This is a genomic window from Chitinophaga sp. 05T412 (assembly GCF_056396465.1).
The window spans coordinates 36,315-52,116 of sequence record NZ_JBFTLN010000017.1 but is presented as its reverse complement, the minus strand read 5'-3'; the positions used below and the strand labels follow the sequence as shown (position 1 = coordinate 52,116).

At 47.9% G+C, this 15,802-nt stretch carries 10 protein-coding genes; all 10 read right to left on the bottom strand.

Annotation, left to right across the window (positions count from 1 at the left end; all coding sequences use genetic code 11):
- Positions 1–4: 4 nt before the first annotated feature.
- Positions 5–1,264 carry an NRAMP family divalent metal transporter gene (locus AC1DFM_RS29370; RefSeq protein WP_477080350.1) on the bottom strand — a complete coding sequence of 420 codons (1,260 nt, stop codon included), beginning with the start codon at positions 1,262–1,264 and terminating at the stop codon, positions 5–7.
- Between the two features lie 166 nt (positions 1,265–1,430).
- Positions 1,431–2,363, bottom strand: a complete 933-nt coding sequence (locus tag AC1DFM_RS29365) for a DUF4434 domain-containing protein (protein ID WP_477080349.1) — start codon at positions 2,361–2,363, stop codon at positions 1,431–1,433.
- A gap of 12 nt (positions 2,364–2,375) precedes the next feature.
- Positions 2,376–4,280: a sodium:solute symporter family protein gene (locus tag AC1DFM_RS29360; protein ID WP_477080348.1), complete on the bottom strand. Its 1,905-nt coding sequence runs from the start codon at positions 4,278–4,280 to the stop codon at positions 2,376–2,378.
- Positions 4,281–4,301: 21 nt separating this feature from the next.
- Positions 4,302–4,970 carry a GDSL-type esterase/lipase family protein gene (locus tag AC1DFM_RS29355; protein ID WP_477080347.1) on the bottom strand — a complete coding sequence of 223 codons (669 nt, stop codon included), beginning with the start codon at positions 4,968–4,970 and terminating at the stop codon, positions 4,302–4,304.
- 6 nt (positions 4,971–4,976) lie between these two features.
- Entirely contained in the window at positions 4,977–6,362 is a 1,386-nt protein-coding gene (locus AC1DFM_RS29350) for a DUF5009 domain-containing protein (protein WP_477080346.1), read from the bottom strand.
- A 4-nt stretch (positions 6,363–6,366) separates the two neighbouring features.
- Positions 6,367–7,764 (bottom strand): family 10 glycosylhydrolase, encoded by a 1,398-nt coding sequence (locus AC1DFM_RS29345; RefSeq protein WP_477080345.1) that lies wholly within the window; start codon positions 7,762–7,764, stop codon positions 6,367–6,369.
- A gap of 44 nt (positions 7,765–7,808) precedes the next feature.
- Positions 7,809–9,476: a DUF5018 domain-containing protein gene (locus AC1DFM_RS29340; RefSeq protein WP_477080344.1), complete on the bottom strand. Its 1,668-nt coding sequence runs from the start codon at positions 9,474–9,476 to the stop codon at positions 7,809–7,811.
- Between the two features lie 29 nt (positions 9,477–9,505).
- On the bottom strand, positions 9,506–11,197 hold the full coding sequence (locus AC1DFM_RS29335) for a RagB/SusD family nutrient uptake outer membrane protein (protein WP_477080343.1): 1,692 nt from the start codon (positions 11,195–11,197) through the stop codon (positions 9,506–9,508).
- Between the two features lie 18 nt (positions 11,198–11,215).
- Positions 11,216–14,395, bottom strand: coding sequence for a SusC/RagA family TonB-linked outer membrane protein (locus AC1DFM_RS29330; protein WP_477080342.1), 3,180 nt, complete (start codon positions 14,393–14,395; stop codon positions 11,216–11,218).
- A 99-nt stretch (positions 14,396–14,494) separates the two neighbouring features.
- A complete protein-coding gene (locus tag AC1DFM_RS29325) occupies positions 14,495–15,694 on the bottom strand; it encodes a n-acyl-d-glucosamine 2-epimerase (protein ID WP_477080341.1) in 1,200 nt (399 codons plus the stop codon).
- Positions 15,695–15,802 lie beyond the last annotated feature (108 nt).

The following is a 15,802-nucleotide window of genomic DNA, read 5'->3' as shown; positions in this document are numbered from 1 at the left end:
AACATCAGAACAAAAACCAGATCATGGCCACCGCGGCGGCTGTCATCAGAATAAGGGTAAGCGCACCCAATATATTTGAGAACTTCGAATTTGTGAACTCCTTCATGATCTTCTTGTTATTGCCAATGTGCATGATCATGGCAATCATAACGGGGGCGGTTAATCCGTAGGCGATGGCAGTGTACAGCAATGCTTTGATAGGACTCACGCCCAGGAAATCGAGCGATAACCCCACTATCAATGATACGATGATAGAAATATAAAACGGCTTCGCCTGGGCGAACTTTTTGTCCAACCCGGCAGACCAGCCCATGGTTTCTGCGAGCATATAAGACTGAGAACCCGCCAGCACCGGGATCGCCAGCAACCCGGTTCCCAGTACGCCCATAGTAAAAATAACAGTGGCGAATTTACCCGCCAATGGTTCCAGCGCTTCAGCTGCCTGATCTACGGTATCTATTTGCGTAACACCTGCGGGAAACAATACGCTACCGGTGGTAAGAATAATAAAAAACATCACTATATTGGAAAACAACATCCCGGTATTCACATCTGTTTTCATATCCCCCAATATCCGCTTATCCACCACAATACCGGTTTTGCTATGCGCCACATCTTCCGCTTCCATGGTGGTTTGCCAGAAAAAGAGATAAGGAGAAATAGTAGTGCCAAGGAGGGCTACAATAATGGAAAAGAATTCCTTATCATAACGGATGGTAGGAATAAACGCATGACGCAGCACAGCATGCCAGTCCTGTTTGACCATAAAAGGCACTATCAGGTATAGCAACAGCGACAAGCAAAGCCATTTCAGGATCATCGCTATTTTCTGATAAGGATATTGAATAATCACGTACATCATCAAAGCGGTAATCAACACACAAAAAACAGATACCGGTACAGCCGGCACCATCATATGACATACGGCGCCCATGCCCTGAATGTCGGCTCCCAGATTAAGCGTGATGGCAGGAAAACTGAACAGCAACATCGTATAGAGTACCGGACGGGGATAATAATTTTTGAGGGTAACTGTTAAGCCCTGGCAAGTCACCAGCCCTATACGTGCGCACATGCCCTGCACACCGGCCATCAGGGGGAAAGTTAACAAGGCCGTCCATAGCGTAGCCAGTCCGAACTGTGCGCCCGCCTGTGAGTACGTAGCAATACCAGAAGGGTCATCATCGCTGGCACCTGTTATTAGTCCAGGTCCCAATTTTTTAAAGAAAATCACCAGCTTATTTTCAGAGGGCTGTTTGGGCATAAATTAGCAGCATTTTAATGGGCAACAGTAAGATAACTCAAATTTAGCAGAAAGCTAAAAGCAGAAAGCAAAAAGCTATTGAAGAGATTGATTATTGCGGATATTATAATACGCTTTGATCAATCGCTTCAATAGCTTTTTGCTTTCTGCTTTCAGCTTTCTGCTCTTACAACGTATGCATATACTCTTTGTAACGATTGTATAAATGACCGGCTTGTAAGTAAGCTGACTGCGGACTCATAAAGTGCGAGAACTCAAACGTGATGGCTTTATCATATCCTGCCCGGCGCGCCGCTTCCAGCTTCAAACGCAGCTTTTCAAATTTGATAGGCAGGAATTTAATGGGCATGTCGCGGTCGAAACTTTCTGCATTGGTCCAGCATTGCAATCCGTAACGGTCTGCCATCATTTTATTGACACGGAAGAAATCTTCCAGTTCACTGTAATCGATATGACCATCCTGGAAAGCCACGGCATCTACGGCGCCACGGATCTCATCGAATATCTCACTCCATTCTTTTTCATGCTCCTGCAGCGATACCGATTCGGCTTTGGTCAGTTGCCCGGAAGCTGCCATCACGGCTTTTTTACCATCTATCCATGGAGAAATGAGTGTGGGCAAACCCTGACTTACTTCTTTGCATTGCAGGCCCAATGTACGAAAAGCGGCAGCAGCGCCTTTTGTTTTACGGCTAATTTCCATACTGAGATACCAACCTTTGAAACTTTTATGATGTCCGTAAGTTTTCCATACTTCATCTATGACAAAACGATTGCTGTCTGTTTCATGTTGCATATCGCCGGTATCCCAGTACTTGCCGCTGTCGTACAGTCCGAAATAAAATTGCATATCCAGTTCATCCGCCAGCTCCAGAAATAGCTTTACCAAATCCACGGGCGGCTCATAGCAACCAAATTGCTGGATAAGATAAGGAGAAGGATAGGTAATAAACTTGCGGTAACCGCTACGGATCAGGATCACCGTGTCAATACCGATGGCTTTCATGTGTTCAAAATCCCTGCGCCATTCTGCCCGGCCCCAATTCTGGTGGGGGATGTCGTGGCTGATTTCATCTATAAATGTTCCTGTAATCTTCATGACAATAATTTTTTACGCTGCCGTCAAATGCGGTTTCTCTTGCTGTGGTACGTTTTCGGCGGCGGTAATATCCAGGCGATCGTACCAGGTAAATTTAAGCACCACCATACAAGTCAACCATACGCCCATGGCCAGGAATCCTTTTTCAAAATAACCGAATACAAAACAGATCGGCATAATCACCATGCTCATCTGCCAGCAAATGCCTACCAATATATTCAGTATATCCCATTTAAATTGCTGATTAGGCAGGAAAGATGGATCTGCCATTTTTGCCCAACGTGCCACCGGTGTCCACCAGCCCCATGGGCGGGTGTTTACGTAGAATTCCGTCAGTACCTTTTCGTTGGCCGCCGGCGTCAGCAAACAACCTACAATGCTGCCCGTCATAGAAAATACCAGGATGATAAAAAAGGAGATCAGCGTACCGATACCACTGCCGAAAAGATCGGCGTATTGCGGAAACCAGGCTGATGATAATATGGCCATCAGCTTAGGCACAAAGGTGGCAGAGATCAACCCTACCAACATACCGGAAAAATAGCCGTAGCCGTTGAACCGCCACCAGATCCACTTCAGCACGTTGGCCGCTGCATACCCACCATACAGCGCGGACGAAATCCACAAAGTGAGTGAACTCAGTGAATCTGCAAACAACCCGAAAATACAACCCGTTAAAATCACCGCCACTGAAGTCACATAACTCCATTTCACATAATGCGCGGGCGCTTCATTGGGACGGAAATATTTTTTGTAGAAGTCGTTCACCAGATAAGCCGGCGCCGCATTCACAAATGCGGAAAAAGTACTCATAAACGAAGCCAGCAAACCTGCCAGCACCACACCTCTTACTCCAGCTGGCAAATAACCGCCTACTACCCTGCTCAGGATAATTTCAAAATCGGGTTTTGTTTGCCCCTGTAACACGGGCATCAGGTAATTAATACCAATCAGTGTTAACGCACTCACCATCATGAACAAAGGAATATACAATACCAGGTTCGTAAATCCGGTCAGCATGGCGGCTTCCTTTGGCTTTTTGGCGCTGAGGATACGTTGCATGTCAAAACCCGGCACGGGGCCAGCCAGACTGGAAAATACGCCCTTGGCAATCATCATCATCACCAGTGCACCAAACCAGGTAAATCCATCTTCCGCTACTTTCTGATTAGCCTGCGGAAAAGAACTGCTCCAGTTCACATCCAGTTTCCAGGTGGGCCAGAAATTACTCCAGCCTTCCGGTACTTTGTTATGCAGTTCTGCATAGTTCACATCATGTACCGCATAAGTTACTACCAGCACACAGCTCACCAGCAGGATGCCATATTGCAATACCTCTGTGGCCACCACACTGTACATGCCACCTTTTACGGTGTATAGCGTAGTAAGTGCCACGATGATCACTGCATAAGTTTGCTGACTGGTCAGCAGCGGATTCGACAAGTCCCAGGGCAAAATACTGCCGCTGAATTTCCCGATGCCCACAAACACATAGCCGATAAATCCGATCACACTCACAATGGCAAATAACACTACGATGATATGTGCCAGCCGGCCGCCCTTATCATCTCCAAAACGTTTGATGATCCAGTCGGCTCCTGTCATGGCGTTACTGCGCCTGATCCATACGGCCAAAAATACCATCACAAAAATCTGATTCCAGATAGGCCATAACCAGGGCAGCCAGGCGGCTTTGAAGCCATATACAAACAGCAGCGCCACATAGAAGGCGGTACCACTTACATCAAACATGCCACTACTATTGCTGAATCCCAGCCAGTACCATTTGATGTTATTATCTCCCAGGAAATACGATTGGATATTTTTAGATGCTTTCTTTGATATCCAGAACCCCAGCCCCACAATAACAGCGAGGTAAAGAAAGATGATCACAATGTCTATTGTCGCCAAATTCATGATATGCTATTAACAGATGAATTAAATGAATCGTTGTTGCTGCAACACGCTTACCCACTTCAGATAGCCTTCCCCGGACAGGTGCAGCCCATCATAGGTATATTTTGCATCCATTTGTCCGCTGCCATCCAGCAGGGCATCATAGATATTCACAAAGGAGATATGCAGCTCTGTCGCCATCTGGCGGATGCTGGTGTTGAGTGCTTTGATTTGCTCATTAGTGCCGCTGTAATATTGACGGCCTATCAGCTGATTGTTAATGGGAAATACGCTCTGTACATAAATGCGTGTAGCCGGCGACTGCTCCTGCACGGCCGCAATAATGCGACGATAGGTAGCCACGATGGATGCGGCAGGCATTTGTTTATTAATATCGTTGGTGCCTACCAGTATGAACAGGTGGGCAGGTTTGTGCCGGATCACTTCATCTACCCGGGCTAATAAGCCATTGGTATTATCTCCTGCAATGCCCCGGTTCAGGATGTTCGCTTTGCCCAGGAACTCTGACCAGTCGCCCCATTGCGTGATACTATCTCCAAAAAATATCACCGGTTTCTTTGCGGTGGGTAATTGTTTAAAATAAGCAGTACGACTATCGTACAAATAATTATGATAGCTGGAATCCTGTGCCAGCAGCTGCGTCATCGCACACAGTAAAAGCATAGGCAGCATGGTTGATATCTTCTTCATATAATTTTATGTTTTCCAGAACCATTGCCGGCGGGTAAACCATACGGCAACAGCTGATACAATACCGGTAAAAAATAGACCGCGTGCCATCCCCCACCCTACTGATTGCCCCATACTTTCAAACAGTGTGATGGCGCCCGTAAGATGCAACAGCGGCAGCAACAACAGGTTGCCGGCTACGTAAGCCACCATGGGGTTACGGCCGGTCATAGCCAGGTAATGGACAATCACATTACCTACCCTGCTATATTGCCAGGAATAAAAAATTATTAATGCCAGCAACGCTAACCCGGCAGTAACAAAGTAATAGCTAAACGTGGCCGGATCTTTTTTGATCCCTCCTTCAAATGACTCAAAACATAGGCCCAGTGCAACAAGATAAGCACCTGCTTTCAAAAATAAATGCAATAATGGAAATTCTTTTGGATCTGTTTTCCGGATCGAAGCGTAACATCCACTTAAACCCGCAATCGTCAGCAGAAAATTAAGTGTAGTATGACGGCCAAACAGTAAACAGATATTTCCTGTCAATACCAACGCCGCACACCAGGCTGCCAGCCGCATATAGCGGAGCGACAGCTTTTCCGGCGGTTGCTGCACCGCCCCATATTGTAACATCCAGTCGCCCGCCAGCGTGCCGGGCAACAAGATAAACAGGTATTTCAAAAACTCCCCTTTGTACATCCATGGTAAAGGGGACCATGATAACAAGGTATGGCACCAATTGCCCTCCTGCGTACTACTTAGGTAAATGCCTGTGAGCAAAGGCAGCAGCGCCATCCGGAGCAGCGGCTTGTTACTGGTAGCATACCAGCACAAAGTACCCGCCAGCGATACATTTGCCAAAATCAGGATAATGATATCACTGTTGTAAAATGAAAAACCTTTACCATCGGCAAACGGTAACGTATACACTAAGATCCCCGTAAGCAGTACCGCTGCAGCTTTCAATACATGCCACCAAACAGATTGGTTTGATGGCTGGTAAAACAACACAAATAACAGCCCAAAGGACAACAACGATAATCCGTATTCCAGGGCACCCGGCGCGTTACTTAATCCACTGGCGGTCATCTGCCTGCTGAACAATGCGAAAAACACCAGCAGGCAAAAGCGTTTCACCGTAGCTTCTAAAACAGCCAGGGGGCCTGCTTGCATTTTTTTCTTTAGGGAGAAGGGAATCGCGGCGCCCATGCTGAATATAAAGAAAGGGAACACGCAGTCCACCCAGCTAATACCCGGCAATGCCGGATTGAAAGCATGCGTAGGCGGCGGCTCCTGCGCATGATACATCCATGCCGGCAGTATGCCAAAGGCAATACTACCGGCTAACACCATGGCAAAAATGGCCAGTCCTCTTAAAGCATCCAGACTTTGATTACGCTGCTTCATATGCTTATGGCTGTAATCCTGCTTTTACTTCATCCCATAAAGGCTGCTGCAACTTGTTGTACTGCGGCGCATACAGGTGTACCAGGTCGAAAATCATCACCCCGGAAGTTTGCGAAAGGATTAATTTAATCGCCCTGCGGATATCCGTTTTCTGATTCCAGCTGGTATTACCGGCATCAATACTCCCTACCAGCGGCACTTTGCCCTGGGTTACATAACGCCCGCCTTTTACCGATCCTTCCACACTCCACCAGTTATAGGTTAAGTTAGCCGTAGCCGGATTATCGGCGAGATATAATTGGGAGAAGTAGTTGCCGGTCATCAGCAGCCCCAGTTCTTCGGCATAGCCATATTCTTTGGTTTGCGGATATGCCCAGTCCATGCGGATTTTAGGATCATTGAACGGATCGTATTGCTGGCTGCCCCAGTTCACCCCTACCGGATAATAATCACCATACCAGCCACCCACATAAGCGCCAAACAAGGCATCTGCGCGGGCTGCTTTCACACCTGCATGTGCTTTTTTCACGAAGTTGTAAATCACGCTCATGCGATACGCCAACCAGCGCTTGTAGTATTTACCTGTCACGGCGGGAGTAGTTTGCCCACTTTCTGTTTTCCAGGAGGTCACAATATCCTCGGGGAAGTTGAGGAAGTTGGCGTTCTGGTCATGAAACACCTCTTTCAAATACTGAACAAACTGTGTTTTGCTGTAGTCAGAAAAATCAGCGTCGATGTTGGCATAGCGGCCATAGTCGAGGATGACGCCATCTACGGCGTACTTGGTTACAATCTCCTTCAGAATGTTGATAATACGATCCTGTACTTCCGGGTAAGCCGGATTCACAAATCCAGGGCGACCAGTTTCAGTGATAGGTACGCGTTTTCCGTTTACATCACATACAATCGACTGGTACTTGTTTTTAAACGTAGCATCTTCAAATACAGCGCCTGTTTTATCGTCGTTATCTCCCTCCACGAAAGTCATCACGGAAGCATAGATTTTGAACTTTCTTTCTTTGGCTTTTTTCACCATGAAGTCGAGGTAATCAACGCCTGCTGGCAGCGACTTTCCATTATGCGTACCCACCTGTTTCGTATAGGCGCTGGGGAAAACGGTATGACCGGAAGATTCCTTCACATCTACCACCAGTGAAGTAATGCCGGTTTGCTGCAGGGTATCCAGCGTTTTTCGTATTGCCGCCGTATCATTGAAACGGCCATAGGTACCGAATACATTCGCATTCAGATCTATCCATACAATGGCTTCTTTAGGACCGGTAGGCACCGGAATGGTATCTGTGCCGGCACGGGGATCTACTGTTGGTGTGTCGTTATTTTTTTTGCAGGCCGTTGCCAATAATAGCAGGCAGCAGGCGGACAGCAATGTTGATTTGATCATAACGTATTATTTTAATGCCACGCGCTTGCGCGCGTGGCAGATGATTAATAAGTAGTGAGTTCATAGCCAATGATACCCACGTTCGTGAGCACCATATAGATATAGGCACTGGATCTGTCGGCCGAGAAAGACACGCACAAATCGCCGGTCCCGTTGCCGTTATCTGCCGCCCCCCTGATCTCTTCGGAATTGAATACGTTAAACGTACCATAATTCGGATTACCCGGCGACATGCTGATAGCAGCCGGATCGGTCACATCAAACAGCGCGATGTTTCCGCCGTTCAGGCTCCAGGAAGTGTACTTCAGGATCGCGAAGTAATTGGCATTGTTAAAGCGAAAATACAGGGAAGGGGCATGGAAGATGTTACCCGCAGCATCGCCATTGAACGCCGATGTACGCGCGTTGCTGCCGCCATTCACCATGGCTACTTCACTGCCGTAATTAAGGAAGTAAGTGCTGCTAAAGGAAACATCCGTAGGCACTGCATCCGCGAGGTAGCCGAAGTTACCGGAATTAGACGCATAGGTACTAATCACCGGCGCCGTGTTTACATCTGGTGTATTCCCCGCATTCACAATTTTCCCATCATGGATACGCCATTTGTAAATGTCATTCGTGAGGGAGGCCGTAGCATAGATCACCGCGTCTTTATTCACATCTCCATAAATCCTTACCCGACGGCCCAAACCACCCCAGGCAGTACTATTGGTCCATTCCAGTATTTTCTCCGGCGCAGCATCTGTTGCATTTTTCCAACGGTATAAACGGAACTTATCTCCACTGGCTGCAAAAGTAGCGCCCAGCAAGGCGCCGGTGCTGTCGTTCTGCATCTGGAAGGAATAGTAATCGCTGGCTGGCAATGGCATATCGCGTACATAGTTGCCCGTAGTACGATTGAACAACCGTAATTTAGACGGGTTCGTATTGCTCACAATCACCAGGTAGTCGCCACTCACTGCCATACTGGTTTCCGTATAATTGGTGCTGATGCCACCACCGCCGGAAGCTGCGCCCAGTTTAATAAACAGCTTACGCGTAATACCAATACCATACGGTTTCTTCACCGGCGGCATTACTTTTAACGTATATGGCTTCACGATACCGTCTATACTCTTTACCGTGAAAGGCAAGGCTGCAGATAGATCCAACGTTGCATCCGGAGCAATAGAAACAGTGGAATGACTATTCACCGCTACACTTACTTTCACTTTACTCATGTCAATGCCGGGCAGGATGTAAAAAATAACATCATTTCCTTTTACCACGGCTTCCATTTCCGCATCTTCTCCATCCATCTGATAGTGTATGGTAGCACTTTTCACGTCGGTGTTTCCAACTTTTTTGGCCACCACTACTACCTTTCTTTTTTCACCGGTGCCGCCTTTTATTTCCAGCTGCACGGGTTTGGATAAATCCATCGGTACGCCCAAAGCGGGTGTTACCACGGCATCCAACGGAATATTGGCACGGAGTACCAATTGTTTCATATCGGTTTCATTGTCTGATTCTTCCGGATAGAAGTAAGGCACATCGATGTAAGCGGTATCGCGTGCGGTGCTGTAAATGGGATCAAACTTTGCATCTTTTACGCCGGGAAGCCCTACCCATATATCCTGCAGACTATTATCTGATTTTGGGAAGATAGGTTCCGGCTGGCGGCAGGCGGTAACCGCCATGCCTAGCCCCAGTATGATGAATATATTTCGCATGTTCATGTCTTTTTTGTTACGCATAGTGATTACCAACCCTGAATTTGTTTCATCGCAGGATTCTTGATGATCTCGTCCTGTGTGATAGGCATGTAGTAGAAGGAGCTGGGGAAATAACGGTTTTCCTTGTCGCAGTCCACTTCCGTATAAGTGAAGCCAATACCATTATCGGTGACTTTATGCCCGTGGAAGCGCACATTGTTCAACACCGTATGCGCTTTACGCCAGCGGCGCAGGTCCCAGTAACGGTGCCCTTCAAAGGCCAGTTCTACTTTGCGTTCGTGTTCAATGGCGGTCATCATGGCTTCCGGCGTAGCAGCTACTACACCAGGCAGTTTTACCCGGCCGCGTACTTTATCTAAAGAGATTTTAGCTTCCGGAATACGATTCAATTTGGTGAGTGCTTCTGCATGAATCAGCAATATTTCTGCATAGCGCATTTCTATCCACGGTTGATTACTTCCCTGCACCAGAATGCTGGTGTTGGTTTCATCGAGCATTTTTCGGATATAATATCCCGTTACTGTTTTACGCGGATCGGTGGCTACTTTAAAATCGATGTAGCCTTCAATTTTATCATCGGGCGTAGTATTCAATACCCGACCTTTCCAGTTGGCGCCATTGTATAAAATGCTGGCATAGAAACGCGGTTCGCGATCTTTATACGGATTGGCTGCCATGGCCGCTTCCGACCAGGAAAATTTGCGTCCATCCGACATTTCATATTCATTCACCAGTTCGGCCGTAGGTACGCCGGTAGCGCCACCACCGTCTACATCTGCAGGCGGACAAAAGAAATAGTCCAGCTGATGGGTAACACCCGGGCGCTGATAGTACAGGGCAAAGATGGTTTCTTTGCTGTTGTTGCTCGTAAACAGTTTACCGTAATCACTTTCCAGGTCATATACACCGGAGTTGATCACCGCCGCAGCAGCATCTGCCGCATGTTGATAGTATTCGTTTTTCTTAGCCGCCGGCATGCCGGTGAGCGGATCTTTATTGAATTGTTTATTGTCGTACTCCGCTACAGACGCAGCGTATAGCCATGCCCGTGCCAACAGCCCATTGGCGGCACCTTGCGTAGCTCGGCCTTTTTGTGCAGCCGGCCATTCTTTCGGCAGGTGTGCAGCGGCAAAAGTGAGGTCCTGTACAATAAAGTTCCACACCTCTTCTTCACTGCTACGGGCCATACTTGCGCTGGTAGGGAGCTTATCAAGGATGATAGCGCTCCCGTTGATACGTGCCAGCCAGAAGTAAGAATAGGCACGGATATACCGCGCTTCCGCTTCGTACTGTACTTTTTGTTCCGCATTGATTTTAGCAAACAGCTGCATGCCATTCAGGAATTCATTGATGCGCTTAATATTAACATAAGCCGTTTCCCAGAAGGAAATGCCCGGAGCGGTGGCATTCACCTGCCCCGGGTTGTACATCAATTTGTTCACTGATCCATTCCCGGTAGTATTGGAAGTATATTTTTCGAGGTCGGTCAGTGCATCGGTAGCATTGCTGTAGCCGATTGGAAACTGGCCAAACGAAAAAGTTTTAAACTGGTCGTACATGCCATACATGTACAGGTCTACGCTGCTGGCATTTTTCCAGATGGCAGCGTCGGTATAACGATCGCCGGGCATACCATCCAGCTTACATCCCTGCATGCCTGCGGATACAATGAACAGCAGCAACAGGGCCTTTTTTATATTTGAGCAAAAGGTGGTCATAAGTAATTCTTTTCCGGTTTAGAAAGTAAGGTTAGCGCCAAAAGACATCATCTGTTGTTGTGGATAGAAGCCGTTGTTAGCGTTTGGCATTTCCGGGTCCATGTACTTCAGGTGATCCAGTGTGATCAGGTTAAATCCTGCCAGGTAGAAGCGACATTTTTCGATGTTCAGCTGCTTCAAAATATTAGCCGGCACCGTTACTCCTATCTGTGCAGATTTCAAACGTACATAGGCGCCATTCTTCACCCACTGTGAGTTGGCCCAACCGTTGTGGTTCGGGAACCCTGCCCTGTCGGCTGTTAAACGCGGGAACGCGGCGTTGGGATTATCAGGAGTCCAGGCTTGTTCCACCAGGTAGTAAGGACTGTTACCAGCGCCATAAAACGGACGGGTAAACGGTGTGTTATCATTCACACCCCAGGTACCGGACGAACCTTCGTATTCCCCACCGAGTGATACATCTACCAAAGCTGCTCCCTGTATTAATGCAGAGAAATCAAAAATGCCATAACGCAGTTCCAGGTTCAGGCCATACATGATTTGCGGAATGTTACTGCGACCCATGTAGGTGATATCATCGGTGGTAATTTTACCATCGCCGTTGATGTCTTTATATTTGATAAAGCCGGGAGCCGCGCCACCACTGGGTGACGAAGGCCAGTTGTTTACTTCATCCCAGTTTTGGAACAGGCCTTCAGAAATAAAACCTTTCTTTTCACCGATGCTTCTGCCGGGAGTACGCTGCCATGCCGGCCATCCATCCGGATCATTCTTCACCAGGATTTTATTACGTGACCAGTTGAAGTTACCCGTTACCCCGTAATCGAGTTTGCTGTTTACTTTATGGCGATGAGTAACCTGCAGGTCTATCCCGCGTACATCGGCCATCCCACGATTGATCACTTGTGTGTAGTAGCCTCCCATGGAAGGTGGGAATAAGTTGCCCTGTACATCGAGTATATCTTTGGTGACTTTATAGAAATAATCAGCTGTTACAGAAAGGGCGCCGTTAAACAGACTTACATCTGCACCCACGTTGGTGGTGTACGCCTTTTCCCAGGTGAGGTTTACGTTAGGCGGGTTACCGGAGTAAATGCCTGATACCGATTTATCACCAATTACCACCACTGGTTTATCTGACAACGAAAAAGTTTGCAGGTACTGATAATCACCAATACCTCTGTCGTTACCGGTTTTACCGTAAGAAGCCCTTATTTTCAGGAAGTCTATTTTCTCTTTCAGGCCGGCAAAGAATTGTTCTTCACTCACTACCCAGGCGGCAGATGCCGCAGGGAAAAAGCCCCAGCGGTTATTTACCGGGAAGTATAAGGAGCCATCATAGCGGGATACCAGTTCCAGCAAATAGCGGTTTTTATAAGCGTAGTTGATCCTGGTCACCAGTCCGGAGCGTGCGTTGGTACCGCTGTTGCCGGTAGGTTGTACAATGTATTTATTGTCCTGATCGCGGAAATCAATTTCTTTCAGTTCTGTTAATGGCAGGTTGCTACCACCGGCAGAAAAGCCATTTCTATCGTATTGGGAATATTCATACAAGGCCAGCGCTTTGATGCTGTGCTTACCCACTTCGGTGCTGTATTGAATACTGGGTTGGAAGGTTTGACGTGCGTTGTTACCCTGCGACTGACGCACCGTATTGACGTTGATACCCGGTGGCAGCGACGGGTTCCAGTAGAAGCCGGTGCTGCTTTGTTCTCTTACCATCATGGTATAAGGGGTGGTCCAGCTTTTAAATTCCTGGAAAGATTTATCGTAGGCCGTCATCAGTTTCAGGTCCAGTCCTTTTACATAAGGAACATGCATGGTGAAGGTCAATGCGCTCTGGAAGGTGCTGGTGACGTAGCGTTGCCAGCCGGATTGATCAATCACTGCTTGTGGATTCACTACACCCGAGTTGGAGCGTGTAGCCGTTGGCGTACCATCGATGGTAGCGGGGATGTTGGGTAATGCTCTTACGGCCTGGTAGAAAGGGTTCATGTATTCGCCATCATCTGCGGGGATACCGGTGCTATTGCGTGTTTCCTGGCGTGCGCCGAGGTCGAATGCTACCGAAAAAGTTTTGCTGATGGTAGCGTCTACATTGGTTCTTACGTTGAAGCGCTTATAGTCCGATCCGCGTACCACGCCTTCCTGGTTGAGGTAACTGGCGTTGGAGAAATAACGGATTTTATCGGAGCCGCCTCTTACGCTAACACTGTGGTGTTGCGCCATTGTTTTTCTGCCGGTGAGCATGCCGGTCCAGTCGGTGTTGCCGAGGTAAGGATCTTTGTTAGTGCCGTTGCGCAGGGCGGCAATCTGTGCATCGGAATAGGTGTATGGAATAGGATCTCCACCGGTAGCGGTGAGATAATCATTATCCATTTGTTCTCCTTTTTTGAACCAGTACATATAATCTGGTCCGTTGAGGAATTTAGGGAAACGGGTAAACGCGGTGCGGGTAATTTCTCCGTCGTAGGACACGACCGGTTTGCCGGCGGCGCCTCTTTTGGTGGTCACGAGGATGACGCCGTTGGCGCCTTGTACGCCGTAAGTAGCCGCCGCGGCAGCATCTTTCAGGAGGGTGATACTTTCTACTTCAGTTGGATCGAGGCTGCCGAAAGAACGTTCTACTCCGTCTACAATGACTACCGGTGCATTGCTGTTGTACGTGCTTTGTCCGCGGATAAGCAGGGTGGCATCGTCAAATCCGGGGCGGCCGGAAGTCTGACTGGCCACCAATCCTGGCAGGCGACCTGCCAGCGCATTGGTCAGGTTCATGGCAGGTGTTTTCTTCAGTTCAGCAGAAGAGATCTGTGCCACGCTACCGGTCAGGGAAGCCTTCTTTTGTGTACCGTAACCTACCACCATGACTTCGTTCAGGTCTTTTGAATTCTCCTTCAGGATAGCGTTGAGAGGCTGTCCTGGGGTGGCGTTGACGGTGATGGTCGTGAAACCGGTCATTGATATCTGCAGGGTTTGGGGACCGCTTGCCGGGAGACTAAAACCTCCTTCCGGGGTGGTCACCATTCCTTTCTGCGTACCTTTTATCAGGATGGTAGCACCCGGCAGCGGGTTTCCTTTTTCATCCCTGACGGTACCTTTCAGCACTTGTTGTTGTGCCAGCGCAATGCCTTGCTGTATGATCAGGAGCATCATCAGCAGGCAGGTGCGCCACATTAGATTTGGTTTACGTTTATTCATAACTTGGATTTTTTCAGCTGTTAGCTGTTAGCTGTTAGCCTTTAGCTTTTAGTGATTGCCTTTTGCGATTACTTTATAGGGATTATCTTTTATTGCTGTTTAGGAAAAAGTAGCGGCCACCTGGTACAGCGCTCTGGGCACGTGAAAGCAGCCTTTCCATTTTCCGCCTTTGAGAGGTAGCAATACTTCTCCCTGACGGTTGAGGTATCCGAACCATTCTCCATGTTCCGCATCGCGGAAGTGTTGCCAGGTATAGTCATGTACTTTTTTGAACCAGGCGGCGCAGCGTGGATCAGCGGTGTAGGCGTAGCCTTTGGCCAGTGCCACCAGTGCTTCTACGTGTACCCACCACAGTTTCTGATCCCACTCGAGTTGTTGTGGTGGATGGCCCAGGATGTCTTTAAAATAGAGGATGCCACCGAATTCTTTATCCCATCCGAATTCCAGGGTATCGAGCATGATATCGCAGGCCTTGCGCAGCAGCAGGGGATTATTGACTCTCTTGGCGAGGTCCATAATAAACCACATGGCTTCGATGCCATGGCCGGGATTTACGAGGCGGCCATCGAAGCTGTTGGAGAAGGTGCCGTTAGCGTATACATTTTCAACGATTAGTTTTTTATCCGGCTGATAGAATACGTCCATTACTTCCTGTACTACGGTAGGAATGAATTCAGCTACGCGCGAGGCGCCGAGCAGGTGTTCCATTTCGAGCGACAGATTACAGAGGATCATGGGTAAGCTGAAACCTTTGAGAGGGCGGGTGCCGGGATAGGCTTTATTATAAGCACCTTTCCAGTTATTTTGGCGGACGAGGATACTTTCAAATGTAGTGAGGGCTATTTCTTTGAAGCGGTCGCTGGGAGCGGCTTTGTCGAGTGCAGCAAATCCCATGGCAGCGAAGCAGTCGCTGAAAATATTATAGGCTTGCACCAGTGGTTTCCCTTGTTCATTGAGGGAAAAGTACCAGTTCCCTTTTTCATCGCGACCGAATTTCTCCATGAAAGCGGCGCCGTGCAGGGCCATGTCCAGCCATTCCTGCCGTGGGGCGATGTGGTTGAACATATGACTGAAAGTCCATACTTCGCGGCCTTGCAGCCACATAAATTTATCGGTATCGAATACGCTGCCGTCTCTGTTCAGGCAGGTATAAAATCCGCCATTGGTTTCGTCTTTGCTGAAGTTGACCCAGAACGGTAAAATATTATCGAGTAATTCGGTTCTATATAAACCGGCATAGTGCGTGGTATTTAATTCGTGGGAGGTATCTTCCTGTCGGTCGGCTACTTTTGGTTGCATCCTTTTTAAATTATTTTATTTTCAGGAGCCAATTTATTATTATTTTAATTATAAAGCAATCATTCATAAAAAATTTTATTATTAAAGATGGTTTCACGACAACTTGAA